The 24,877-nt window shown below is 43.0% G+C and carries 22 protein-coding genes; 13 read left to right on the top strand and 9 right to left on the bottom strand.

Annotated features, from left to right (window positions below; translation table 11 throughout):
- Nucleotides 1-145: 145 nt before the first annotated feature.
- From CCS02_RS07690 to CCS02_RS07680, 3 genes are all read right to left on the bottom strand, one after another.
- Complete coding sequence (locus CCS02_RS07690) at nt 146-1,435, bottom strand: type II toxin-antitoxin system HipA family toxin (RefSeq protein WP_100636269.1); 1,290 nt, start codon at nt 1,433-1,435, stop codon at nt 146-148.
- Nucleotides 1,425-1,721, bottom strand: a complete 297-nt coding sequence (locus CCS02_RS07685; protein ID WP_072839399.1) for a helix-turn-helix domain-containing protein — start codon at nt 1,719-1,721, stop codon at nt 1,425-1,427. Before CCS02_RS07685 ends, CCS02_RS07690 begins: the two co-directional genes overlap by 11 nt.
- 93 nt (nt 1,722-1,814) lie before the next feature.
- Nucleotides 1,815-2,624 carry an AraC family transcriptional regulator gene (locus tag CCS02_RS07680; RefSeq protein WP_232728843.1) on the bottom strand — a complete coding sequence of 270 codons (810 nt, stop codon included), beginning with the start codon at nt 2,622-2,624 and terminating at the stop codon, nt 1,815-1,817.
- Between the two features lie 97 nt (nt 2,625-2,721).
- On the opposite strand from CCS02_RS07680, the gene CCS02_RS07675 reads away from it, so the two are divergent.
- Entirely contained in the window at nt 2,722-3,924 is a 1,203-nt protein-coding gene (locus CCS02_RS07675) for an MFS transporter (protein WP_232728842.1), read from the top strand.
- 4 nt (nt 3,925-3,928) lie between these two features.
- Here the strand turns inward: CCS02_RS07675 and CCS02_RS07670 are convergent, their stop codons facing one another.
- From CCS02_RS07670 to CCS02_RS07655, 4 genes are all read right to left on the bottom strand, one after another.
- Nucleotides 3,929-4,435 (bottom strand): DUF6622 family protein, encoded by a 507-nt coding sequence (locus CCS02_RS07670; protein ID WP_072839397.1) that lies wholly within the window; start codon nt 4,433-4,435, stop codon nt 3,929-3,931.
- Nucleotides 4,436-4,455: 20 nt separating this feature from the next.
- Nucleotides 4,456-5,316, bottom strand: a complete 861-nt coding sequence (locus tag CCS02_RS07665; protein WP_198515344.1) for an AraC family transcriptional regulator — start codon at nt 5,314-5,316, stop codon at nt 4,456-4,458.
- Nucleotides 5,317-5,404: 88 nt separating this feature from the next.
- Nucleotides 5,405-7,339, bottom strand: coding sequence for a sensor histidine kinase (locus CCS02_RS07660; protein ID WP_100636266.1), 1,935 nt, complete (start codon nt 7,337-7,339; stop codon nt 5,405-5,407).
- 4 nt (nt 7,340-7,343) lie between these two features.
- The gene (locus CCS02_RS07655; RefSeq protein WP_100636265.1) at nt 7,344-9,545 is read right to left on the bottom strand and encodes a bifunctional diguanylate cyclase/phosphodiesterase; all 2,202 of its coding nucleotides are present in this window, start codon (nt 9,543-9,545) and stop codon (nt 7,344-7,346) included.
- Nucleotides 9,546-9,837: 292 nt separating this feature from the next.
- Here CCS02_RS07655 and gmk point away from each other — a divergent pair, with 292 nt between their 5' ends.
- The 4 genes from gmk (at nt 9,838) to CCS02_RS07635 (ending at nt 13,364) form a co-directional block, all read left to right on the top strand.
- Entirely contained in the window at nt 9,838-10,461 is a 624-nt protein-coding gene (gene gmk / locus CCS02_RS07650) for a guanylate kinase (RefSeq protein ID WP_072839393.1), read from the top strand.
- A gap of 57 nt (nt 10,462-10,518) precedes the next feature.
- The gene (gene rpoZ / locus CCS02_RS07645; RefSeq protein ID WP_012072045.1) at nt 10,519-10,743 is read left to right on the top strand and encodes a DNA-directed RNA polymerase subunit omega; all 225 of its coding nucleotides are present in this window, start codon (nt 10,519-10,521) and stop codon (nt 10,741-10,743) included.
- 62 nt (nt 10,744-10,805) lie between these two features.
- A complete protein-coding gene (locus tag CCS02_RS07640) occupies nt 10,806-12,923 on the top strand; it encodes a RelA/SpoT family protein (protein ID WP_072839392.1) in 2,118 nt (705 codons plus the stop codon).
- A 54-nt stretch (nt 12,924-12,977) separates the two neighbouring features.
- Entirely contained in the window at nt 12,978-13,364 is a 387-nt protein-coding gene (locus CCS02_RS07635; protein WP_072839391.1) for a RidA family protein, read from the top strand.
- Nucleotides 13,365-13,456: 92 nt separating this feature from the next.
- Here CCS02_RS07635 and CCS02_RS07630 read toward each other — a convergent pair whose 3' ends face one another.
- A complete protein-coding gene (locus CCS02_RS07630) occupies nt 13,457-14,299 on the bottom strand; it encodes an NAD-dependent epimerase/dehydratase family protein (RefSeq protein WP_072839390.1) in 843 nt (280 codons plus the stop codon).
- A gap of 115 nt (nt 14,300-14,414) precedes the next feature.
- On the opposite strand from CCS02_RS07630, the gene CCS02_RS07625 reads away from it, so the two are divergent.
- The 3 genes from CCS02_RS07625 (at nt 14,415) to CCS02_RS07615 (ending at nt 18,210) form a co-directional block, all read left to right on the top strand.
- On the top strand, nt 14,415-15,320 hold the full coding sequence (locus CCS02_RS07625; protein WP_072839389.1) for a hydrogen peroxide-inducible genes activator: 906 nt from the start codon (nt 14,415-14,417) through the stop codon (nt 15,318-15,320).
- Between the two features lie 8 nt (nt 15,321-15,328).
- Nucleotides 15,329-17,410 (top strand): ATP-dependent DNA helicase RecG, encoded by a 2,082-nt coding sequence (recG, locus tag CCS02_RS07620; RefSeq protein WP_072839388.1) that lies wholly within the window; start codon nt 15,329-15,331, stop codon nt 17,408-17,410.
- Nucleotides 17,411-17,520: 110 nt separating this feature from the next.
- Nucleotides 17,521-18,210 carry a helix-hairpin-helix domain-containing protein gene (locus tag CCS02_RS07615; protein WP_100636264.1) on the top strand — a complete coding sequence of 230 codons (690 nt, stop codon included), beginning with the start codon at nt 17,521-17,523 and terminating at the stop codon, nt 18,208-18,210.
- 45 nt (nt 18,211-18,255) lie between these two features.
- On the opposite strand, the gene lrp is transcribed toward CCS02_RS07615, so the two are convergent.
- Entirely contained in the window at nt 18,256-18,732 is a 477-nt protein-coding gene (lrp, locus tag CCS02_RS07610; protein ID WP_012072052.1) for a leucine-responsive transcriptional regulator Lrp, read from the bottom strand.
- Nucleotides 18,733-19,285: 553 nt separating this feature from the next.
- On the opposite strand from lrp, the gene CCS02_RS07605 reads away from it, so the two are divergent.
- The 5 genes from CCS02_RS07605 (at nt 19,286) to CCS02_RS07585 (ending at nt 24,872) form a co-directional block, all read left to right on the top strand.
- Nucleotides 19,286-20,311: an amino acid ABC transporter substrate-binding protein gene (locus tag CCS02_RS07605; RefSeq protein ID WP_072839386.1), complete on the top strand. Its 1,026-nt coding sequence runs from the start codon at nt 19,286-19,288 to the stop codon at nt 20,309-20,311.
- Between the two features lie 108 nt (nt 20,312-20,419).
- A complete protein-coding gene (locus tag CCS02_RS07600) occupies nt 20,420-21,595 on the top strand; it encodes an amino acid ABC transporter permease (protein ID WP_072839385.1) in 1,176 nt (391 codons plus the stop codon).
- A 10-nt stretch (nt 21,596-21,605) separates the two neighbouring features.
- Nucleotides 21,606-22,706 (top strand): amino acid ABC transporter permease, encoded by a 1,101-nt coding sequence (locus tag CCS02_RS07595; RefSeq protein WP_072839384.1) that lies wholly within the window; start codon nt 21,606-21,608, stop codon nt 22,704-22,706.
- Between the two features lie 22 nt (nt 22,707-22,728).
- Entirely contained in the window at nt 22,729-23,508 is a 780-nt protein-coding gene (locus tag CCS02_RS07590) for an amino acid ABC transporter ATP-binding protein (RefSeq protein WP_012072056.1), read from the top strand.
- Nucleotides 23,509-23,603: 95 nt separating this feature from the next.
- Nucleotides 23,604-24,872: an HDOD domain-containing protein gene (locus CCS02_RS07585; protein WP_072839383.1), complete on the top strand. Its 1,269-nt coding sequence runs from the start codon at nt 23,604-23,606 to the stop codon at nt 24,870-24,872.
- The last annotated feature ends 5 nt before the right edge of the window (nt 24,873-24,877 follow it).

Genomic DNA, 24,877 nt, shown 5'->3' with positions numbered 1-24,877 from the left:
CGATATGTATAAACTTTTATAAGACATATGCCGATGCCATCGACGTAACAAGCTTTCATGTCGAAATTATTCAATTTTTTCGACATGAAAGAACCAAATTCTTATGACATGTCTATTTTTCATGCTTTTTATATATAACCTAAAATCAGCCCAATAAACCTTTATTGTCTTGCCAGCAGGCATCCAGTTGTTTCTCTATCAGACGCACAGTATCGGCTTTCACACCTAGTGATAAAGCGGTATCACGAAAACCCGAAAGAGACTCTACCATTTCTTCTATTGCTTGTTGGGCTTGGTGCCAGTTCGCGAAGCTGGCGGTGGTGGCGAGTTTTTGAATGGCTTTTAACGGTGGTTTCTTTCCATAACCCATAAATGACGTGGCTTGTTCACTAAACGGATGTGGGCTGAAGGTAACGTCATAGAAAGGCGCCGGCTGCCAATTGCCAGCGTCATCTTGTAAGAAGGCCCAGTTTTTACTGTGGTCGTCTTGGTTACAGGCAAACAAGTTAAACATGGCTCGACGAAATTGCATTTGTCCGATCATAGGCGACTTACAAAGATGTCGACTCAGTTTGATTAAGTCTTCGTAGTCTAAACTTGGTACTCGAAAGTCAGCGTCTAATAAGCCACAAGCACTGTGCATATGTAAACGCCCCAAAGTCCCTTGTTTGTTTAGCACTCTGTCGAAGCGTTTTAAAGCCAGCCAATGGCTCGCTCCGGATTTCGCGGGCGCTTCTATTAGTTTCCATTCCTGCGGTTGAAGCCCTGCTTTTTCCGCCAAAGAAAGATAAGCGGCTTCACATAAGCCTTCTTCATGACCCAGTGCTAGGTTTTTTGAGGTGAACTTAACGAGCCAAGCTTCATCATTTTTTTGAGCTTGAGTCCGCCAATGAGCTGGGTTATTTGAATCAAGATACACTTGGGCTTTTGGTCTTGCGCCACCTGAGCTACCAGCAGCGACTAAAGCCATCAACACATCTTCTGCTTGTCCATCAAACACACTCTGTGCTTCCAAGCCTAGCGTATGAATATCTATATCAACGTCGTCATACTGTTTGAAATTCGATTCAGGGCTAAAAGAGAGCGCGCCCACCGCAGAATCGCCGACAAACGCTAGCCGATCCATTGCGGTAATTTGCGCAGGTAAAATATCATTCTGACGAAATATTCTATCTTGTAACAGCAACCCCCAACCATCAGGTAAGCTATCGCCAAATACTCCATGAATTCCGTGATGAGGCGCTTTTGGTGCCCGTTGTAAGTCTGTATTAGGCTTAAGAGTAATCGGAGATAAGTTACCAAATTGCTGAAGATAATCAGTGTTGTACTGAAAAAAAACGCCTTGTTGATTTTGCGCTAACATACCAACATCCATACTTTCTCCAGTTGAAAGTGTGCGTTGAACAAGCAATTTTTGGATCGGTTTAAAAGCCATTTTTCAACACCTCTTCAATAGACGTTGGCATACTAGATTGATTATTTGCTGTATTTTGAGTCAACGCAAAGAGCCGAGATAGATCATCGAGACTTTGCCAGAGCAGTAATAGCTGACGAAAGGAAATCTGCCCTGTCAGTTCGAACTTTTTGATGGTTGGAGCGGGGACGCCACTACGAGCGGCTAATGCATCGCGAGACAATTTCTCTTGTTCTCGCAAGCGACGTAGATGAGCGGCAAAGGCTTGCTGTACATCGCTATCATCAAGCAATAGGAAATGACTCATAGAAACACCTCTTCGCACAAATACAGATATAATAGTATCTAATTTAGACTAAAATAGGAATTTTTGGATATTATTATGTCTATTTTTAAAACTTCACTCCTTCCCCCATCTCTCTATCCGATATTGTCTTGGGGATTTGCCCAGTGCTTTTTTGAAGAAGGTGATGAAGGCGCTGACGGAGTCGTAGCCGAGTTCTTCGGAGATGGTTTGGATGGGCAGGTTGATGGCGAGCTTTTGCAAGGCCAAGACTATGTGCAGCTGACTGCGCCATTGACCAAAGGTAAGTTGTACGTGGCGTTTGATCATACGGGCTAAAGTGCGTTCGCTCATGGCGAAGTCGCTGGCCCATTCACCTAAGGTACGTTTTTCATTGGGCCTGGCGATGAGTTCCAACGCCAAGCGATTGAGGGTGGGTTCATCGGGAATGGGAAAATCAAACTCTTCGCGTTCTAGCTGAATAAGTTGATCGAGCAAGACATCGACCAGTCGATCGGTTGCCGGATCGGTTTTTTCGTAATCTTGTTGCGTATGCAGGTGGAGTATTAGCTCGCGTACAAAGGGTGTGATCGTCAAGGTACAAGCGATCTCTGGCAACGCTAAATCGGTGCTGTCGACAAAGAGCATACAGACATCGGCATGAGGCGAGATCTGGTTACGATGCATGACATTGCTGGGAATCCAAACTGCGCAACGCGGCGGCACGAGCCACATTTTGTCATCGATAAAACTGGTCACTACGCCAGTTAAAGGCAAGACAAGCTGGCCTTTTTGATGATGATGCCAAGGCGTTTCTTCACTGTGCGGTACCGATTGGGAACGCAATACCAAAACTCGATGCGGATAGTGATCAGCAAAGCAAAGGTCGGTCAGGGATTCAAAAATGGTTTTGTCTGTATTTCGCAATTTATTGTCCAAGTCTCTAAATTCAGCAAGCAGAGTAACTCATATAATAGCGAATCGACAATCTCTCCCGACATCACTCTTTTTCTGAATGGACACCATGAAACGATTACATAAACTAGCGCAACACGACGCAGCATTTTTACTTCTGTTTATTTTTTTGGTGGCATTGAGCTTACGCGGTCCAGTCACGGGCTTGCCGCCATTATTGGATCGAATCAGTACCGATCTGAATTTAAGCAGCTCACAATCCGGTTTGCTCACCAGCTTGCCCTTGTTAGCATTTGGTTTTTTTGCACCTGTGGCGTCTTGGCTGACTCGTCATTTTCGCATTGAGCGTATTTTGGCTTCGGGCGTAGGCTTGATCGCCATTGGTATGGTGATTCGTGCTTTTGGCTCGATCAGTACCTTGTATATTGGCGCTATTTTTATTGGCGCTGGGATTGCCATCGGTAACGTGTTGTTACCCAGTTTGCTGAAACGCGAGTTTCCTAATTACGTTGTTCAACTCACTGCGATTTATGTGCTGATGATGAGCATCGGCGGCTTTTTAATGTCGAGCCTTGCGGTGCCATTAAGCCTGTATGCGGAACAGCCCTCTTTTAACTTGCCGATGAGTGGTTGGTCGTTTGCTCTGGCTTGCCAAAGTGTGTTGATTTTGTTGCCTTTAGTGGTCTGGTTTAGCTGCAAAATAACTCAACATCAACCGCCGCAAACCGGCAATGTCGAGATATCTACATCCGTTTGGCGTTCCATCACTGCATGGCAAGTAGCAGGATTTCTAGCAGTCAACTCATTGATTAATTACATTGTGGTTGCTTGGGTGCCGGCCATTTTAATGAGCAATGGCTATACCGATTCAACAGCTGGTTTATACCAAGGATATTTGCAATTAGCTGGTGCGATGCCTTCATTGATTTTAGCGCCATTTATCAACCGTTTAGGAAGCCACAGACGATTATGTTTGTTTGCTACCGGACTAACTTCCTTGAGTTTAGCTGGCTTTTTGTTCATTCCAAGCTGGTCTGGGGTTTGGTCGGTGTCGTTTGGTTTTGGTGTCAGTATGGGCTTTATCTTGGGCTTGTCTTTTGTCAGCTTGCGAACCAATAACCCAAAACAAGCGGCCGCGCTATCCGGTATGGCACAGTTGATCGGTTATACGCTCGCAGCTATTGGTCCTGTGTTGATTGGTGCCCTTTACGATTGGCAGCAATCATGGACGGCATCGCTCTATGTCATGTTAAGCATTGGTTTAATCTGGATGGCATTGGGCTGGATGGCGAGCCCAAAGCCAGACCGTTAACGGCTTAAGGTGAAGAGTAAGCTTGAGTCGGACGGCTCAAGCGCCATAGCCTAACACTACGAGCAGCAAACACTCCGCTGAATACGCCATAAAGTAATGACAATCCATCAACAACGGATGACATAGTAAGAAAAGAGCTTTGCATTCCTTCCATCACGCCAACGGTGTATTTAATAGTAAAAATTCCCAAAATAAGAAACAGTGGTCGCCAGCTACCTTTTATAAAATAACATTGTATCGACTCATCAAAACGTGTCTGTTGCGATGGAAAAATTAATACGCCAACCAATAACGTCGCAATAAAGCTGACACTCCAAAACAGTAACGAATCAAAAGCGCCACCAAAGCTTGATATCACTCCATGCAATGAAAATACGATCATCACGATAGGTAGAATAAAGGCTTTGTTTTTCGGAACTTTGCGATCACGACTTTGTTTTACGCCCAAATAGAGCAGAAAGCTTAACAGCAACCAAACCCATATTGGGGTATGCGTAACAATGTCTAACATCTTTGACTCCTATGAAAAGTTCATTTTAGAGGTAAGTAAACATCCGTAATGAGTTCATGCTCTGCCACTTCGGGAAAATGGTTGTGATATTGAAAAAAGCATGGCGCATCTCTCGGCTCTTCTCCACTCTCTGGTAACCATTCCCCATAAAGGAAGTACAAACAGCGACTGATACTGTCATAAGGACCAAAGTGGCGAACTACGGCGTAGCGACCACCAGCTAAGGTACTGTTAATGACGCCGTACTCATTGTCGTCCACGTCGATCATCACTTCTGCTGCAATGTCACAGCGAAAATCTTCTGGGGCCACCACGGCGGGATCTTCATAAACAATGTTGAAAGTTCGACTTCTCGATATAGGCAATAAACCAGATGCTTTGCGCCATTTTCTAAATATTGCGACCGATTCCATGATTCGGCTCGGTGCCCCTCGGTGCTTTAGCAGTGCGATCTTTGTCGTATCGAAATGCACGACATCAACTGTCATGTCAGACTCTAGCTGCCTATCTAGCTTATGAAAGTGCAAACCTAATTTTTCTAAGTCTGGATGGCGACGAAAGTCACTTGGAGATTGTGAATAGGCTTTTTTGAAAGCCCTTGAGAAAGATTCTGGGTGATCGAATTTCGCGCTCATTGCAATATCAATGATGCGTTTTTCTTTAGTAAACACCAATTCATAAGAAGCCCGTTTCAAGCGTAAGATCTGCACAAATTTAAATACGCCAACACCCATGAAATGTGTGAACTGCCGATGAAAATGGTATTTAGAAAAACAGGCAACATCACATAAAGCTTCGACTGTTAAGTCTTCATCCAAATGCTTATAAATGTAATCACATACTGCTAGCATGCGTTTTTCGTAGTACTTTATCGATGCCACGCTCTTTGCTCGTTCCGTCAATTCATTAAGTATCGACAGAATAACCTGTTTACAACAAACGATGCATGACAGAAGTTGCTAAAATTCGTCAGCTCGCTGACTCATCATCTTCATGTTGTTTTAGGGGAATCGTTAGGGTAAATGTCGTTCCAACGCCTAGCTCGGACACAACATCTATCCGTCCATTCATTAATTTATTAATCCACTGACTAACTAGGTGTAACCCTAATCCCGTATGTTGCTTAGTTCTACCTGTAGTAAAAAAGGGTTCAAAAATATGCGCTTTAATTTCTGGAGAGAGACCTCTGCCATTGTCACTAATAACAAGTATGAGGTTCTCTTGTTCTTTTTTAGCCGTAAGGGTAATAACGCCTTTATCCAATCGCTGGAAAGCATGATCTAGTGCATTATCGATAAGGTTCTGAATGATCTGAGACATGGCTCCAGGGTAGCCCAGCATATCAATGTCTTCTGGGCATTCAACGTCAATACAAATACTAGGACGTTTTTTTAATATAGGTTTATAGGTAAATAAGATGTCATTGACGACATTATGAAAGAAAAAGGCCTGAACCTCCTGAGCGGTCCTATCAGACACAATACGCTTAAAACTAGAAACTACATCTAAAGCACGAACCAAATTTTTTTCCGCTATTAACAAGGAGTTCTGCATTTTTTCAAGCCCTTCGGAAGGCTGTTGCTTGGCTTCTTTATCTAACAAAACCTTACATGAAGATAAAGCCATTCTGACGCCACCAAGCGGCGTATGCATTTCATGAGCTAAACCAGCCACCATAAGTCCTAGTGAAGATAATTTACTGGTTTCTACTAACTCATCCTGAAGATCCACTAATCGCTTATTCGTTAGATTCAGTTTACGGTTAACCTGCTCTGCTTGTGCTTTTTCTTGCTGAACCAGTTGCAGTAATCGATAGGTCTCAAATTGAGCTGTAATTTGCCGCCAAACTAGCCACGCAATCACAAAAAAACTAATAACAGCGATACTAGCAATGGACAAGATCAAATTGGTCCGCCATGCCATAAAAGCATCAGAATTTGAGCGCGCAACAAAATACAGAGATGGTGTTTGTGAATTCTGGATATCCGTTTCTTCATCTATATACAGATTCAAGAGGCTCCATAAACGACGGCCATCAAAGACTCGTTCTAATCCATCCGCCGCATCCATTTGTCGCCAAATAGCAGGGAAATGCGTTTTGATATTAAAATTCAAGTCATCAGAATGTAGAATCCCGCCCCATTCAAGACTTCTATCCGCAGCCAACAACCAACTCCCATTAGTATCTAATATTTCTAAATATACGCCGTCACTACTAAAAGTACGCACTAGTTCAAACAACTTGCTCAAATCGTAATTCACCACCAAAAACCCAGGCATCTCACCATCAACTCTGACGACACCACGCACTGTTGGCTGAAAAGGACGGACAATTTCTTTATTTTCTATGTTCAAATCTAAAGAGGAGATGTATACATCATTGCTGTTAGTAGGTGCATTTTGTACATAATGCCTATCCGATTTGTTTTGCAGTTGTTCCTCTGGTACACGAGTAATGACACCAGCCTGAGAGTTGATTCGAATGTGCTCTTGGCCATCTGGCATAATCCAGCGAACTTGGGAAATAAGGCTAGATGTTCGAGCAAATTGATTAAATTCATCCACCACCTGAGCCTCCCAATCAGCGGGAATTGATTTTTCGTTCTGTGGTAATAACAAGCCTTGAACCGGGGCTGAGTTTTGAGAAGCGGCATTCTGAGAAGATAGGCGAGCATTAATGCTGTTGCGTAGCAGCAAAGTAACTCGCTTTATATGCCCCATCTCACGACTAAAAACGCTGGCACTACGAGACAATACTTCTGATTCATTCCATGCTAACTGACTAATTTTATTGTCTAAAAAGAATCGATAACTGCCCCAACTAAGCAAAGCTATAAAAATCAAAATACCCGACAAATAAATGCAAAATAATGATTTTTGTGACATCCGTTTACCAACAGCCATATTATTACAAACCTGCTTTAACCCAGCTGATCGTATCGTCTAATGACATAGGTTTGGCGAATAAATAACCTTGACCATCCTCACACCCCAGAGCTAGCAAATGCGTTTTTTGTTGCTCAGTCTCAATACCTTCAGCAATAACACTTAACCCCAAGAAATTTCCTAGTTCGATGATCATCTTCAATATTTCCCAATCTTTCTCGGATTCTTCCATGCGCCACACAAAGCTGTGATCAATTTTAATGGTTGAAACCGATAAAGTAGATAAATACGCTAAGGAAGAATAGCCCGTCCCAAAATCATCAATATTGACTCGTATACCTAATGTTTTGAGATTCGATAAATGCTTGTTAATATTAGTTTTTTCTTCAATGATTTGGGACTCAGTAATTTCTAACTCAATCATTTCATTCGAAACTCCTTCTTCCGCGAGCAGTCGTTTAAAGTTTTCGAAGTAGTTAGGACGAATAATTTCATTACCTGCAACGTTCACAGAAATAGGCACGTTAATACCTAAATTTTTAAGTGTATTAATCGCTTTACAAGACTGCCGCAACATTTGCTGATCCAATTTATCAATCAGACCACTGCTCTCAGCTAGTGCAATAAATTGATCAGGCGGAATAAACTGCCCATTTTTATGCACCCATCGCGCCAAGGCTTCAAATCCAATCAGCGTGTTATCTTTTAAGCTAAATTTAGGCTGGAAATAAGCGAGGATCTGATTATCTAAAATGGCTTCTCGTAGATCTTTTAATAACTCATAACGCCCAAACATCTCCGACGCAAGGGTTTCAGAAAAGGCCAAGTATGAAACACTTTCGTATTTTGCTCTTTCTAAGGTACTTTTTCCGACACTGACTAATTGCTCTGGTTCATAATTAGGAAAGTCTGAAAATTTCACCAAACTTACAGTCAAATCAAGAGAATGTAAGGAGTTTTCCACTTCAATGCTGGTATGAATAATGTTCTCGAGCGACGCTTCGTTGTAATCCTGATCGTCATACACAATCAACACCAGAGTATCTCTCTCAAGCAAGGCTATATCGACCGTTTTGTCAAAGAAGTGGTTCAAATAATCGTACAGAGAAAGCGTTAGTTGATCGCAATATTTAGACCCTAAAACAGACTCTGTATAAGCTAAATCTTCCACGTAAAGCATCAGCAAGGTAGCTTTTTCACGCTCCCACGAAAACATATTGCGTATTTCACGAACCAGCCAGTTTTTATTATGTATCCCTAAAGTAGGCTCAACATAAGCCAGTTCGGTTAGCTTATTATGCAAAGCGACATTGCGGAAACCGGCACTAATATTTTCACAAAATACCTGAAGTAAATTAATTTCATTGCCGGCAAGGTTTCGATCAAGCTTTACCACTACCATGTATTCTCGATCTTCCAACTCTTTATTCGAAAAATACAACACCGAAAAGCCATCCTGGAACACATGACTTTTCTGCGTATTAGCCAACTCTACAGCTTCTCTTAAAATACCGTCTTGAATTGCCGATAAAAAATATTGATGGATATGAGACGAGAACTCGCCACAAGCTGCCACAATTAAAGCTTTTTCTAGATGTTCTTCTTCTGGGTGAAAAAAGCACACAATTCCGCCACTGCTCATTTTTAGCAGCAACCCAATTTCTTCTAAAATAGAGTGTGTATAGTCAGTAATGTCGCTCTTTGAGGCGATTCGTTGACTTGAAGCCAACAACAGTTGCATACCATGACGGGCTTCTTTCATATCAGAAAGATGCTCCCAAGTACGCAAGTTACTTAGAACTATGGTTTGTAGGTGTGCCTGAGTAAGATCAGATTTACACCAATAGTCGTCGATATCGTATTGGCCAATAAGGTCATCCACTGGTGCCATACCCGGTTGACCAGTTAACAAGACAATACGCACCAAATCATTACCAATAACGTCACGAATAGTACGAATTAAGCGCAACCCTGCAACATCGGTTTCCATGACAACATCAAGAAAAATAACCGATATATCAGGATTGGCGGCGATAACTGTCGCCGCTTCACTAGCGGATGATGCAGTCAGAAACTCCACCTGTTTACCATCATAATTGAGCGCACTAAGGCCGTTCATTAGCGCTTCTTGGTAATCAGGGTCATCTTCAACGGATAAGACTTTGCAGTAGTTTCTTTTTTTGGAGATTGCTTTCAGTGATTTCTTTTCGTAGGGTAAATCCATTGCATTTCCCTTCCTTGTCTTCCATCATTTATCTGTTGAATGCTTATAATTAAAGCTTAGTCTTGTTTAAAAAAAATGCATCTAGAACAAAGAAAAACTTTGTAACGAATTATTACTATTCATCAAATCAATAGAATATTGTCAGTTAAATTCAAAACTCGGCTTGAACATTCAATAACATACCTGTCAAAAAACACTAATATCGACAATAATATCCAACTAATTAACAGGCATTTTGTTTGTGATATAGTAAAACGCAACAAAGTCAAAAAAGGCGGATTAAAAGAACCCCATGGACAAACATAAAGGCAATTTATTCATCTTATCAGCCCCTTCTGGTGCTGGTAAATCAACCTTATATAAGGCACTTCTAAGCCAAGACAATAACGTGCGGATTTCTATTTCTCATACCACACGTACGCCACGAACTGGCGAAGAACATGGCCGAGAATACTATTTTATCGATGATGAATCCTTCTTGGACATGATTGCTGAAGACGCTTTTTTCGAGCACGCTCAAGTTTTTGATAATTATTACGGCACATCAAAAGAGTCCATTTTTGGTATGCTAGAACAAGGCTTAGATGTGATTTTAGAAATAGACTGGCAAGGCGCTCGCCAAATACGTCAACTCTACCCTGAAGCCATCGGAATATTCATTTTACCGCCGTCATTACAAGCGCTAGAAGAACGTTTAAGAAAACGCGCCACAGACTCAGATGAAGTCATTCAGCGTCGTATGGCAAAGGCGGTTAATGAGATGTCGCATTATCACGAATATGATTTTGTTATTGTAAATGACGATTTTGATGAAGCACTTTCACAAATCTCGTCGGTTTTTACCGCAATGCGCTCCAAAACACCTGTTATGCAGGAAAAATATGGCAATCTTATAAATGATCTCTTGTCATTGTGAGAAGCCGTTAAGTAGAATTACCCTTGGAAAAATAGATAACCGAATACAGAGGTCAAAATGGCTCGAGTTACCGTAGAAGATTGTTTAGAAAACGTTGATAACCGCTTTGAATTAGTTATGGTCGCTTCAAAACGCGCCCGTCAACTTGCTACTGGTGGTGAAGACGCAAAAGTGCCTTTAGAAGGCGACAAAGTTACTGTAGTTGCACTACGTGAAATCGCGGAAAATTTGATCAACGCAAAAAATGTTGATCAGCAAAAACGCCCATTGCACGAGTTTTAATCTTTATGGTGTCGCTCATAGCACAGCTGTCGCGCTTCCTTTTTGCCTTAGTGAGGTGAGCGATGTATACCATTGAAGATTTAGCCCTGACCTTGAGTCAGTATTTACCTTATGAGCAAATTGCTAAGGTAAAACGCGCTTACTATTACGCCGAGCAAGCCCACGATGGGCAGCGACGTAAAAGTGGCGAGCCCTATGTCACCCATCCTCTCGCTGTCGCCGAAATTCTGTCGGAACTTCGAATGGATTGTGATGGATTGACAGCGGCACTTCTGCACGACGTTATTGAAGACACAGGCATTAGCCGTGAAGCGCTTACCGAACAATTTGGTGAAGGCGTTGCGGGACTTGTGGATGGTGTGAGTAAATTAACGCACCTTGAATTCAATAGCCAAATAGAAAAACAAGCCCATAACTTCCAAAAAATGGCCATGGCCATGGCCGATGATATTCGTGTCATCTTGGTTAAGTTAGCGGACAGATTGCATAACATGCGCACATTAGATGCCATGCCTGCCCACAAGAAACGCCGTATTGCCCGTGAAACATTAGACATTTATGCACCTATCGCAAACCGTCTAGGTATGTACAAGGTTCGGGTAGATTTAGAATCCCTCGCTTTTCAAGCTTATTACCCAATGCGCGCGCGTATGCTGCAACGAGCCATCCATAAAAAATATGGCCAGCAGCGCATTAAAGACACTCAAAAGCTTGAAGATACGATTCGATCGGAACTGGCTGCCGATTACATTGAAGCCAGCATCAGCGTTCGAGAAAAACACATTTACAGCATTTATCAAAAGATGGACAAAAAGCGCCGTTCTTTAGATGAAATCATGGACGTAATGGGCGTACGTATTGTTACGGACCGCCATGACAGCTGTTATCGTATTCTTGGCGTTATTCACGCTCTGTTTAAACCAATCGAAGGTCGTTTCAAAGATTACATCGCGGTTCCTAAATCCAATGGCTACCAATCTCTTCATACAACGGTATTAGGCACCAACGGCATTCCAATGGAAGTCCAAATACGCACTGAAGAAATGGATTTGGTTGCCAACAATGGTATTGCGGCTCATTGGGCTTACAAGGTCAGCGGCACTTCTAATATGCCAAGCAACCATGACCGCGCGACAAAATGGGTAAAAAGCTTATTAGAAATTCAACAAAAAGCACGCAACCCCGTGGAATTTGTTGATAACGTGAAAAGTGATTTGTTCCCTGATGAGGTGTATGTCTTTACGCCAAATGGCCAAATCATTGAATTGCCTTCTGGTGCGACGCCAGTCGATTTTGCTTATGGTGTCCACACAGAAATCGGCAACACCTGTATCTCTTGTCGAATTAACCGTCGTCTTGCACCACTAAGCACACAGCTAGAAAGCGGACAAACGGTTGAAATCATTACTGCGAAAAATGCACAACCAAATGTTGCTTGGTTAAGTTTTGCGATTACAGGTAAAGCACGTACCAACATTCGCCATTATTTGAAAGACAAACAACGCGAAAATGCGATATCTATCGGCCATCGTCTGTTAACTCGTTCATTAAATGCATTTAAAACCAACGTCGAAGAGCTGACTGCAGAGCAAATCGCACAAGTATTAGCAAACCACCAGCTAGAATCCATGGATGATTTATTAGAATCTATCGGCAAAGGCCGTCATGTTGGTTATCTGGTTGCTCGCGAGCTTTTCCCGAACATTGATGAAGATACCTTGGTTACGCCAAAATCTTTTAAGGTGAATGGCTCAGAAGGTATGCTTATTTCTTATGCTAAATGTTGTGCTCCAATTCCTGGCGACCCAATTGTTGGTTATGTTCAGGTTGATAAAGGAATCATCATTCACCACCTCAACTGCCCTAACGTTCAAGATCATTTATCTAACCCTGAACGCTTTATCCATATGGCATGGGGCAAAGAGATCGAAGAAGAGCTAAATATTAGCCTTATCGTCACCTACATCAACGAGCGTGGCGCTGTGGCGAAAATTGCCAGTTCTATCAGTGATACCGATTTCCAAGTGTCGAACCTCGATATCATTGAGCGAGGCCGAGTCAGTCGTTTACGGTTAAGCATTACTATTTCTAGTCGTATAGGGTTGGCTGATGTTATGCGCCGCATTAAAGCGGTTCGTTGTGTGGAAAAAGTCTCACGCGAAACCATTGTTGGGCGCTAATCAATTTTCACTTACCTATTTAACTTACTACTTCCAAGATAAAGGATACTTATTATGTCAAAGCAAGTGATTCACACTGAAAACGCACCAGCAGCGATTGGTCCATACTCACAAGCAGTACGCGCCGGCAACACTGTGTATTTGTCTGGTCAAATTCCTTTGGTTCCTGAAACCATGGAAGTTATCAGCGAAGACATCGTTGAACAAACAACACAAGTATTCAAAAACCTACAAGCAGTTTGCGAAGCGGCTGGCGGTTCTCTAGAGAACGTCGTTAAATTCAACATCTTCATGACTGACTTGGGCAACTTTGCCACAGTCAACGAAGTGATGATGCAATTCGTTAAACAGCCTTACCCAGCTCGTGCAGCAATGGGCGTTCGAGCATTGCCAAAAGGCGTTCAAGTAGAAATCGAAGGTATCATGGTACTAGAAGACTAATCTCTTCACTGTCATCTATACCCCATGAAAAAAGAGGCTGCGGCCTCTTTTTTCATGTCTATTTTTTATTTAGCGTTTATCGCTCAGCTGATTTATCGCAAAGCCTTAAACTCACGCAACAGCTCATGATAACCCGGCACATAACTTGGATACTGCAAACGCCAACCTTGTGACAACAAGTATTGTCCTTGAATGCGTTTCCCAGAAGTGGGAACAAAGCCTTCACCGCCACTCACAGCGACTTTGGCTTCAAGGCAAGTTGCCAGCCAAAGCTTTACTTCCCACATGGAAACAGGCGTTTGATCCGTCACGATCACATGTGCTGGTATGGCTTTCTTACTTAAAGCGCAGTTTGCCAGTAATACCAAAGCAGAAACAACGTCGTCTCGATGAATGCGATTAGTCCAGCTATTAGCTTCCCAATCTTTGCCACTTAAAACCGTTTCCAATAATCTATAACGCCCAGAGCCATAGATACCCGAGCAACGCACTGCCACACTGGAAAATGCAGCCGCTAATGATTGTTCTGTTTCCAGTAAAATATTGGCGGTGGCTGAGGTCGGTTGTGCTGGTGTGTTTTCATCAATCCACTCGCCTTGGCTTTGACCATAAACACTGGTGCTTGATACAAAAAATACTTTTGGCTGCTTAGCTATGTCTTTGTATCGACGAATTAACACCTGCGCCGTATCAAAGTATGCCGTGCGATACGCTTCTTCATTGCGGCCATTCGGCGTCATGATTAAAAACACCACATCTGCATCAGGCAAGGTGTCGTCGCTAATTTCAACAAGATCACCTGTTATGCCCATTACGCCATTCGGGAAATCATTTTTTGTGCGACGAATACCCGTGACCATATGGCCTTGCGCGACTAACTCGGTTGCCAAACCAGAACCCAAGTCACCACAACCAGCGATTAGAATCTTTGCCATTTATCCTCCCCAAATAACCTAAGACATTCTCAGTAACTAAAGAACGAGTATACTTTATCAAATTATGTATTATCATAGTTATTAACAATGAATCAGCCTAAGTAAAAGGTGTGCTATGACATTAACGGAATTGAAATACATTGTAATGCTAGCCGAAGAGAAACATTTTGGCCGAGCAGCAGATCGCTGCTATGTATCGCAACCAACGCTCAGTGTCGCTGTGAAGAAGCTAGAAGAAGAGCTTGGCACGGCCATTTTTGAGCGCAGCAAAAGCTCTGTTTATATCACACCACTAGGCGAGCAAATCATCACTCAGGCCAAGCGGGTGCTGGATCAAGCCAACATGATTAAAGAGCTGGCGACCTCTGGTAAAAATCAATTAAAAGGCCCTCTAAAGGTCGGTGCGATCTATACCATCGCCCCGTATTTGTTCCCTTTTATGATTCCTGCCTTGCATAGTGCAACATCTGGCATGCCATTGATCATTGAAGAAGATCTAACTGAAAACTTACGCCCTAAACTGCGTAACGGCGAGCTAGACGCCATCATTGTAGCGCTTCCGTTCCGTGAACCAGACGTGGTGACACAGCCGATTTACGAAGAAGAATTTGTGGTTCTTATGCCAAAGAATCATCCATGGACGAAGCTAACGCACATAGAAACCGACCAGCTTTCTACTGATAATCTGTTGTTACTTGGCAAAGGCCATTGCTTCAGTGAGCAAGTATTAGAAGCCTGCCCTCTGGTAACAGAAGGCGAATTTGGTGATGGTCGTACTATAGTCAATGGCAGTTCGTTAGAAACCATCCGTTATATGGTGGCATCTGGTTTAGGTGTGACAGTATTACCGAAATCCGCCGTAACCAATATTAATCACGATATGTTGGAAGTGCGCCCTTTCACCGAACCTGCACCCAAACGCACAGTGGCTTTAGCATGGCGAGCAAGCTTCCCGCGCCCAAAAGCCATTGAAGCCGTGAGCCAATCTATCCGTGATGCTTGCAAGCATCTGAATTTATAGAGAACAGTATGATCGACGGATTAGACACTCAGGATGTTCGTGAGCTAAAAGGTGTTGGTGATGCGATGGCCGAAAAGCTGGCCAAGCTCCATTTAAATACAGTACAAGATTTGCTGTTTCATTTGCCGATTCGCTATCAGGACAGAACGCGCGTTGTTCCAATCGGAATGCTGCGCTTTGGTGACGAAGCCGTTATCGAAGGCCAAGTCACGGGTGCTGAAATCAAAATGGGCAAACGTCGTAGTTTACTGTGTCGTATCAAAGATCACACTGGCACCTTGTGTTTACGCTTCTTTCATTTTTCAGCTGCGCAAAAGAAGCAGCTGGAATCAGGTAAGCGCGTTCGCTGTTTTGGTGAAATCCGTCGTGGCAGTACTGGGTTTGAAATATATCACCCAGAATACAAAGTTATTGGTGAAGACGAAACACAAGAAGAAACAGCGCAACTTACGCCCATTTATCCGCTGACTGATGGATTAACGCAAACCAAGATTCGACAACTGTGCGAACAAGCATTAGAGCGTTTAACACCCTACAATCTGCAAGAGTGGCTACCGGATGAAATCCGCACCCAATTCAGTTTGCCACCGCTGAGCGATGCCATTCATTTTCTGCATCACCCATCGCGAGAGGCCAATCTCGAATTACTAAGATCAGGTACTCACCCGGCGCAATATCGTTTATCTTTTGAAGAGCTTATGGCGCATCAGCTTTCGCTAATTGGTAAACGCATGAAGGCCAAGCAGGATGCCGCGATCAAAGTTCAAGCCGCCGGCGAATTAAGCCAACGACTCTTACAACAATTGCCATTTTCACCAACCAATGCGCAAAGTCGAGTGTTTCAGGAAATCCTTAACGATCTCGGCACAGGTCACCCTATGCTACGTTTAGTGCAAGGTGACGTAGGATCAGGAAAAACCTTGGTTGCGGCGTTAGCTGCGGCGTCTGTCGTACAGGCTGGCTATCAAGTTGCCATCATGGCACCGACCGAAATCCTCGCCGAGCAGCATTATATTAACTTCACCCAATGGTTTGAGCCGCTTGGCTTAAAAGTCGCATGGATGATCGGCAAACTTAAAGGTAAAACCCGCGAGAAAGAGCTTGCTGATATAGCTTCTGGCGCCGCGAATATTGTCGTCGGCACCCATGCATTATTTCAGGACACTGTTGAGTTTGATCGTTTAGCGCTCGCCATTATCGACGAGCAACATCGCTTTGGTGTGCATCAGCGTATGGCGTTGCGTGAAAAAGGCATGAAGCACGGTTTCCAGCCCCATCAGCTCATTATGACTGCTACACCAATTCCCCGAACCTTAGCCATGTCTGCCTATGCAGATTTGGATTGCTCCGTCATTGACGAGCTACCACCAGGTCGAACGCCAGTTAATACTATTGTGGTATCGGATCAGCGCCGACAAGAAGTGATTGATCGAGTGAAAAGCGCCTGTGAAGAAGGCAAACAAGCCTACTGGGTCTGTACCTTGATTGAAGAGTCTGAGGCTTTACAGTGCCAAGCCGCAGAAGACACGGCAATATTACTACAAGAGCAATTGGGTAATTTATCCATTGGTTTAGTGCATGGTCGACTTAAAGCTCAAGAAAAAGCCGACATTATGGCCAGATTTAAAGCCGGTGAGATTCAGCTCTTGGTCGCCACAACCGTCATCGAAGTCGGTGTAGATGTGCCAAACTCCAGTTTAATGGTGATAGAAAACCCAGAGCGTCTTGGTCTTGCTCAGCTTCACCAGTTACGTGGTCGTGTCGGGCGAGGCCAAACCGCCAGTCATTGTGTGCTGCTTTATAAAGCCCCATTAGGACAACAAGGCAAAGAACGACTTTCTACCATGCGAGAAACCAGCGATGGTTTTAAAATTGCTGAGAAAGATCTCGAATTACGGGGTCCTGGTGAGCTACTCGGCACCAGACAAACCGGCCTTTGGGAATTCAAAGTAGCAGATTTACAGCGCGATAAAAACTTGCTGGATGATGTTCAAAAAGCCGCTTCGCTGCTGCACAGTCGTTATCCTGATCGTGTATCGCCTCTTTTATCTCGATGGCTGCCTAATCACGATCAATATTTAAACGTCTAAATACTCTTTTCATCTAAATAAACGGTATTTGCTTGCACATGTGCAAAATTTAATCAAAAATTCCATAAGCTAAAACGCCCTACTTAATCGATTCGCAAGAAGGAACTGACATGAATGCTTCCAATCAAGCACATCTAACGATCCAAGGCTGCGGCTACCGAATCGAAAATGACAGAGTCATCATTTCCATTCAGCGCATTGCTAATGATAGAGACGAAGGAAATCTAAGTGGCACGTTGCAACTACAGTTGTGTGCATTTCATCAAGGTATTGGGGATTCAGAAAAAATAGTCCTCGCGTCAACTATTATTGGTGAAATGAAAGGGCAGCATTTTCTTTCCGATTGCTACTACGATTTGTTTTTTCAACCACCACAGGTTGGCTCTTGGCAATTAGCATTGCAACTTAGCGAATGGAACGTAGTAGATTACACCTTGTGTGACTCAGCTTATTTCGACACAGCTTATCAAGTTGAAGCACCATCCAATCCCTCTGTCCCAGCGATGCAAGTTGACGAACTAGAGAACGAAAAAGCAGCATCTACGCCGAAAATAGCAACAGAGCACCCCACCGTAAAAAAGCCGAAAGAAGTAAAAAAAAACGCCACTGGTTACGCCGATGGCTATCTCGCCATTAATAAATCAAAAGTGGACAAGCTTCTAAAGGTGAAAGGCGTACCGAAAAAAGTACTAGAAAAGTTGATAGCAGAGCGTCCTTTTCAATCAGAAAAAGCCGTTCTTAATATCAAAGGGATGGGGCCGGTTATGATGGAAAAAATACTTGCTGAATTAACAAAATAAGTAGCATTAAGCCTGCGTAAGCAGGCCATTCACTAACCTTATTCTTTAAGGGATATTAACCACAGTAGTATTCTTCACCTCTTCCATAGCTACATAAGTACGAGATTCTCGAACATGTGGCAGCGTCAGTAGGGTTTCTCCAAGCAAAAGGCGGTAAGAGTCCATGTTGGATACGCGTGCTTTTAGCAGGTACTCAAAATCACCAGCTATCAAGTGACACTCCAAAATTTCAGGGATTTCAGTAACCGCTGTTTTGAATTCATTAAAACCTTCTGGAGACGTTGTCTTTAGACGAATCTCGACAAAAACAAGCAATCCTGCGTCCACTTTCTTTGGATTAACCAAAGCACAATAGCCCGTAATGTAACCATTACGTTCCAAGCGGCGCACTCGCTCCAAACAAGGAGTAGCACTTAGCCCTACTCGACTAGCCAACTCTACATTCGATAAACGGCCATTAATCTGCAGTTCTCGAAGAATTTTTTTGTCTAAGCGATCAAGCGGTTTTGCTGAGTTATCCATCTGATGTGGATCTCCTTACATGGCTTCAATTGATGCTTAAGTCTACCATGCAGATTACAAATTATGGAAAGCGCTTTATTCAATATATTGCGTATGGGTATTCAAATTAAGCACAACAAAGCACATGAAAGCACCAAAATGATGCAAAAATTTCATCTAGCACAAAATAGATCCATCACCTTTGTGTTATGCCCTATATTTGTGCAAAAAAATAGACCCTATTATCTCACAGAGCCTTGTTTTCTCTAGCTTTAATAAAAGAGGATATTCAACTAAGCTGATTAGAAAGTATCTCGTTTCAAACTCAAAAAGTGCAAAAAACTAGCATTCCACACATCTTTCCTGACATTTTATCCTTGACTACTCCTCAAAAGAGTAATTCTATAGGGGTATGTGATGATCTTTTAGAGGAATCGTCTACATATACCTAACAACAAGAATAATTAAATGTTGGCACTAACTTTGCTAGTTTCAAAACACGGATTTTAAAATCTGAAATATAGAATCAAGCAAGATAACAACATATATAAAAACGCCTGGGAGGCTCAATATAATGAAATCGAATGTTTGTAAATTACTTTCGACCGCTGCAATCGCCGCAACTATCAGCGCTGGCGCTGCTGCGTCAACACTTGAAGATGTTAAAGCAAAAGGCTTCGTTCAATGTGGTGTCAGTACTGGTGTTCCAGGTTTCTCCAATGCTGATGATAAAGGCAACTGGACTGGCATAGACGTTGATGCTTGTCGCGCTGTTGCTTCCGCTATTTTTGGCGATGCTCAAAAAGTTAAATTCACTCCCCTTTCTGCGAAAGAACGTTTCACTGCTCTACAATCTGGTGAAATCGATATCCTTGCTCGTAACACAACTTGGACTTACACCCGTGACGCGTCTTTGGGTCTAGACTTCACTGCAGTTAACTTTTACGACGGTCAAGGCTTCATGGTTCGTAAAGACCTAGGCGTAAAATCTGCGATGGATCTTGATGGTGCAACGGTTTGTACTGAGCAAGGCACAACGACAGAATTGAACATGGCGGATTTCTTCCGTAAAAACAAACTGTCTTACGTTCCAGTTGTAGTACAAAAAGCAGACGAAGCGTTAGCAGCTTACGACTCAGGCCGTTGTGACGTATACACTACGGATAAATCAGGTCTAGCGGCTCACCGTACTAAACTAGCTGATCCATCTGCTCACGTTATTCTTCCAGAAACGATTTCTAAAGAACCACTAGGTCCAGTTGTTCGCCATGGCGACAACCAATGGAAAGATATCGTAACTTGGTCTATGTATGTTCAAGTTAACGCGGAAGAAATGGATATTTCATCTAAAAACGTTGCTAAGATCAAAAGTGAAACCAATGATCCAGGCATCAAACGTCTACTAGGTGTTGAAGGTGATATGGGTGCTCAACTAGAGCTTCCTGCTGATTGGGCTTACAACATCATCGCTAACGTAGGTAACTACGGTGAAGTGTTTGAGCGTAACGTTGGTCCATCTACTCCTGTTGATCTACCACGTGGTCTTAATGCTCTATGGACTGAAGCTGGCGGCATCATGTACGCGCCACCAGTTCGTTAATACCTAAAGCAAAAAAACTGCTTGGGTATTTACCCAGCGACTAGAGAGTCGCTGGGTTTCTCCCCCCTTTCTTACACATCTGACGAGCATTTCATTGCCTGAACCAAGATGAGCGATAAAACAACTCCGAGCAATAACAGCTTTTTGAACGACGCGGGTAATCGTGCCTTAATTTTTCAAATTTTGCTGCTAGCGATGGTGGTCTTTGCGGGTTATTACTTATTTAGTAACCTTCAAGCCAACCTCGATAACCGAGGGATTTCCACTGGTTTCTCATTTTTTAATGAGCCTGCTGGTTTTCCAATTCTTATTCACCTTATTGAATACACCGAAGCTAATACTTACGGACGAGCGTTTGTTGTTGCTTTAATCAACACCTTCGTAATCTCTCTATTAGGTATAATATTAGCCACTATTATTGGTGTAATAATGGGCCTAGCCCGTTTATCAAAAAACTGGTTAGTGGCACGTTTAGCAACTGTCTATATTGAAACATTGCGTAACATTCCATTATTGTTGCAGATGTTCTTTTGGTATTTTGCGGTACTTGCTGCGCTACCAGCACCTGCTCAAAGTTATGAGTTTGCCGATTTTTTACTTAACAAACGCGGCATCTACTCACCAAACCCAATAACCCAAGATGGCTTTGGATTGGTAATCGTCGGTTTCATCCTATCGATTGTCGCATCTATCGGCGTCATCGTTTGGGCCAAAAAACGCCAAACTAGAACAGGATTATGGTTTCCTGCTTATTGGGCTTCATTGGGTGTCATTGTTGGTATTACCTTTATCTTTCTTGCCATGGCAGGGTTTCCAATAGAGTTTGATTTACCAACAAAAAGTCGCTTTAACGTGACTGGTGGTATGGTGCTACCGCCTGAATTTGTTGCGGTATTAGTTGCCCTATCAACTTACACTGGCGCTTTTATTGCCGAGATCGTTCGCGCTGGTATTTTGTCCGTAAACTGGGGACAAACCGAGGCAGCTCGCTCTTTAGGCTTACGTGATAGCATGACACAGCGTCTAATTGTCTTGCCTCAAGCGTTGCGCGTTATTATTCCGCCACTAACAAGCCAATACCTTAACTTAGCGAAAAACTCTTCTTTAGGGGCTGCTATTGCATACCCTGAATTGGTAGCTGTCGTGATGGGTACAACGCTGAACCAAACAGGTCAAGCGATTGAAACCATTGGTCTTTGTATGTTGGTTTACGGTTCATTGAGTCTATCGATTTCGGTATTCATGAACTGGTACAACAACAAAATGTCATTAATTGAGCGCTAGGAGGCAGATCATGGCTATTATCTTTAAACCATCACCAAGCCTCCCACCACCGGTTACATCGGTTGGTGCCGTGGCATGGGTACGTCAGAATTTATTTTCGTCCCCGCTTAATATTTTTCTAACGTTCTTTAGTATCTACATATTGTATTTACTACTTCCACCCGTTGTTGAGTGGGCTTTAATTAATGCTACTTGGGAAGGTTCATCTAAAGCGGCCTGTACTGCTGGCGGTGCTTGTTGGGCTTTCATCGGTGTGTATTTTGATCAGTTCATGTACGGTTTGTATCCAGAAGCAGAAACATGGCGTATTAATTTAGCCGTGATTCTATTAGTGGTTATGGTTGGTGCTTTTGCCATTAAGACGATTAACAAACTGTATCTTTCTATCGCTATTATCGTTGCTTACCCCATTGTGGCTTACTTCTTGTTTGCGGGTGGTGTATTTGGTCTAGAAGTAGTAGAAACCTCTTTATGGGGTGGCCTTTTCCTTACTGTATTACTTGGTGTTATCGGTATTGTGGCATCTTTCCCATTAGGGATAGTGCTGGCTCTTGGTAGACGCTCAGAGATGCCAATTGCGAAGTCTGTTTGTGTGGTCTTTATCGAAACCATTCGGGCTGTACCACTAATCACTATCTTGTTCATGGCATCTGTAATGATTCCATTGTTCTTGCCGGAAGGTTTGAACTTCAACAAGTTATTACGTGTTCTGATTGGTATTACTTTATTCTCTGCAGCCTATATGGCCGAAGTGGTTCGTGGTGGTCTACAGGCAATTCCTAAAGGCCAATATGAAGCTGCTGACGCAATGGGTTTAACCTACTGGCAGTCAATGATTCTGGTTATTTTGCCACAGGCACTAAAACTAGTTATTCCAGGCATAGTGAACTCCTTTATAGCTTTGTTTAAAGACACAACCTTGGTGTATATCGTTGGTATGTTTGACTTCTTGGGTCGAATTCAGGCCGCTAACCATGATTCAAACTGGTTAGGAACTACCATTGAAGGTTATGCCTTCGCAGCCTTGATTTATTGGGTTATCTGCTTTGGTATGTCACGTTATAGTATGGCACTAGAGCGTAAGTTAGAAACTGGGCACAAGCGAAATTAGTTAGGAATTTGAGGTCTTTATCATGACAAATACAAATATGGCTCGTGCCCAACTTGCGCAGGGCGAAGAAGCAATCATCGAATTTAACGATGTAAACAAGTGGTACGGTGATTTTCACGTACTAAAAAATATAAACTTCAGTATCAAGAAAGGCGAGCGCATCGTTGTGTGTGGCCCTTCCGGTTCTGGTAAGTCAACCATGACGCGTTGCATCAATCGTCTAGAAGAACACCAGAAAGGAACGATTCTGGTTGATGGCGTTGAGATGAACAACAACCTAAAGAACATCGAAGCGATCCGTAAAGACGTGGGCATGGTGTTTCAACACTTTAACTTGTTCCCTCACTTAACCATTTTAGAAAACCTGACTTTGGCGCCAATCTGGGTTCGTAAAACGCCTAAGAAACAAGCAGAAGAAATGGCTATGCATTACTTGGAGCGAGTAAAAATCGCTAACCAAGCGCTGAAATATCCAGGTCAGTTATCTGGTGGTCAGCAACAACGTGTAGCGATTGCGCGTGGTTTATGTATGCAGCCTCGTATCATGCTTTTTGATGAGCCAACATCAGCACTTGATCCTGAAATGATCAAAGAAGTATTGGACGTAATGGTTCAGTTAGCAGAAGAAGGCATGACCATGGTGTGTGTAACACACGAAATGGGCTTTGCTAAAACCGTTGCTGACCGTGTTGTTTTCATGGATGCCGGCGAAATCGTAGAAGCTAACGAGCCTCACGAATTCTTCGACAATCCTCAACATGACCGTACGCAAATGTTCTTAAGTCAGATTTTGAATCACTAATCACTTACTATTCAGAACTAGTACTTAAAATCTGTTATATTGACAAAGCCCCTTATCGGGGCTTTTTTATGTCAGCCATTTTAGCAGGAAAATGTATGGAATCTTCCGTAGACCTTCAGCCAAACCAAAGATTACGGGTGGTACATTTAGCTGATCATACAGGCCGTCTTCAGGTTATTTTTCCTGACAGCAACATGCTGGATATTTCTGCGGTTTCCCGTATTACTAAGCGTCGTTTTGAACCCGTCAGCAATTTTCAAAGCTCAGGCGACCCGCTGATCAAGCCAAACAGTATAACGACCATTCTAGAAGCTAGCATGCTAAAGGATGCTATGTTTTCGATACGAACTAAAGTAGATGGCCAATATCATGATATTAGCTCTGTAGAGTTAGCCGAGATGTTCTCTGGCCCATTGAACCGTTTTGAAGCTATTTCCATCAATACACAGCTCATAAAGCGTCCTGTCGATAATCACGAAAACGACGAAGAACAGATTCTCCATGCACTTGGGCGATTTCAGTCCATTCGACTCAAGCAGCGTATCGAAGAGACATTAGAAATCCCGCCTCTGCCTGCGTCATCTCACCGCATTATTCGCCTGTCAGCAGATAAAACAGCGGGAACAGATGAACTGTGTGAGGTCATTGCACTAGACCCAAGTCTGGCAGCTCAAGTTATCAGTTGGGCGTCATCCGCCTATTATGGTGCACCGGGCACCATAGAATCGGTAGAGGATGCGATCATTCGAGTGTTAGGTTTTGATATGGTGATGAATTTGGCCCTTGGGCTGTCGATGGGCAATGCGTTTCAAGCCCCTCAAGACGGCCCGCGTCACTATGAAGACTTTTGGCTCGATTCCGTATCAAATGCCGTATTGATGGAATCCTTAGTAAAAACTATGCCAGTTCCGAACCGTCCAAAGCTAGGCCATGCCTACCTTGCTGGTTTGCTACACAACTTTGGTTACTTGGCGATTAGCACTATTTTACCACCGCATTTTTCGATTCTGTCACGTTATCAAGAAGCTAACGCTCACTTGTCTTCTGAATTAATAGAAATGCAAATACTGCACTTTACCAAGGAGCAATTAGGCTCTTGGCTATTGCGCTATTGGAGTTTGCCTGACAACATTTGGACGGCCATTCGCTATAGTAAAAAACCTCATTATTATGGTGAGCACGCCATTTTGGCAAGACTGCTGTATGTGTCATCTCAGCTGCGTAATAACGCAGCCATTGAGCCATCAGTGTTGTTAGAAATTGGATTGACTCAAGAAGAAGCCGAAAACTGTAGAGATAATATTTACCAAAAATCTACCGAGCTCCATAAAATGGTCGCTTTAATTAATAAAATGAATACCTAGTTAAT

It is taken from the genome of Marinomonas sp. ef1 (assembly GCF_002806845.1).
In the GTDB taxonomy this organism is placed as follows: Bacteria; Pseudomonadota; Gammaproteobacteria; order Pseudomonadales; family Marinomonadaceae; genus Marinomonas; species Marinomonas polaris.
This window is presented reverse-complemented; position numbering and strand designations above follow the sequence as displayed.

Bases quoted from the DNA above. Each gene is read 5' to 3' on its own strand.
- CCS02_RS07690 (WP_100636269.1), bottom strand. From the start codon at position 1,435: ATGGCTTTTAAACCGATCCAAAAATTGCTTGTTCAACGCACACTTTCA.
- CCS02_RS07685 (WP_072839399.1), bottom strand. From the start codon at position 1,721: ATGAGTCATTTCCTATTGCTTGATGATAGCGATGTACAGCAAGCCTTT.
- CCS02_RS07675 (WP_232728842.1), top strand. From the start codon at position 2,722: ATGAAACGATTACATAAACTAGCGCAACACGACGCAGCATTTTTACTT.
- CCS02_RS07670 (WP_072839397.1), bottom strand. From the start codon at position 4,435: ATGTTAGACATTGTTACGCATACCCCAATATGGGTTTGGTTGCTGTTA.
- CCS02_RS07660 (WP_100636266.1), bottom strand. From the start codon at position 7,339: ATGGCTGTTGGTAAACGGATGTCACAAAAATCATTATTTTGCATTTAT.
- CCS02_RS07655 (WP_100636265.1), bottom strand. From the start codon at position 9,545: ATGGATTTACCCTACGAAAAGAAATCACTGAAAGCAATCTCCAAAAAA.
- gmk (WP_072839393.1), top strand. From the start codon at position 9,838: ATGGACAAACATAAAGGCAATTTATTCATCTTATCAGCCCCTTCTGGT.
- rpoZ (WP_012072045.1), top strand. From the start codon at position 10,519: ATGGCTCGAGTTACCGTAGAAGATTGTTTAGAAAACGTTGATAACCGC.
- CCS02_RS07640 (WP_072839392.1), top strand. From the start codon at position 10,806: ATGTATACCATTGAAGATTTAGCCCTGACCTTGAGTCAGTATTTACCT.
- CCS02_RS07635 (WP_072839391.1), top strand. From the start codon at position 12,978: ATGTCAAAGCAAGTGATTCACACTGAAAACGCACCAGCAGCGATTGGT.
- CCS02_RS07630 (WP_072839390.1), bottom strand. From the start codon at position 14,299: ATGGCAAAGATTCTAATCGCTGGTTGTGGTGACTTGGGTTCTGGTTTG.
- CCS02_RS07625 (WP_072839389.1), top strand. From the start codon at position 14,415: ATGACATTAACGGAATTGAAATACATTGTAATGCTAGCCGAAGAGAAA.
- recG (WP_072839388.1), top strand. From the start codon at position 15,329: ATGATCGACGGATTAGACACTCAGGATGTTCGTGAGCTAAAAGGTGTT.
- CCS02_RS07615 (WP_100636264.1), top strand. From the start codon at position 17,521: ATGAATGCTTCCAATCAAGCACATCTAACGATCCAAGGCTGCGGCTAC.
- lrp (WP_012072052.1), bottom strand. From the start codon at position 18,732: ATGGATAACTCAGCAAAACCGCTTGATCGCTTAGACAAAAAAATTCTT.
- CCS02_RS07605 (WP_072839386.1), top strand. From the start codon at position 19,286: ATGAAATCGAATGTTTGTAAATTACTTTCGACCGCTGCAATCGCCGCA.
- CCS02_RS07600 (WP_072839385.1), top strand. From the start codon at position 20,420: ATGAGCGATAAAACAACTCCGAGCAATAACAGCTTTTTGAACGACGCG.
- CCS02_RS07595 (WP_072839384.1), top strand. From the start codon at position 21,606: ATGGCTATTATCTTTAAACCATCACCAAGCCTCCCACCACCGGTTACA.
- CCS02_RS07590 (WP_012072056.1), top strand. From the start codon at position 22,729: ATGACAAATACAAATATGGCTCGTGCCCAACTTGCGCAGGGCGAAGAA.
- CCS02_RS07585 (WP_072839383.1), top strand. From the start codon at position 23,604: ATGGAATCTTCCGTAGACCTTCAGCCAAACCAAAGATTACGGGTGGTA.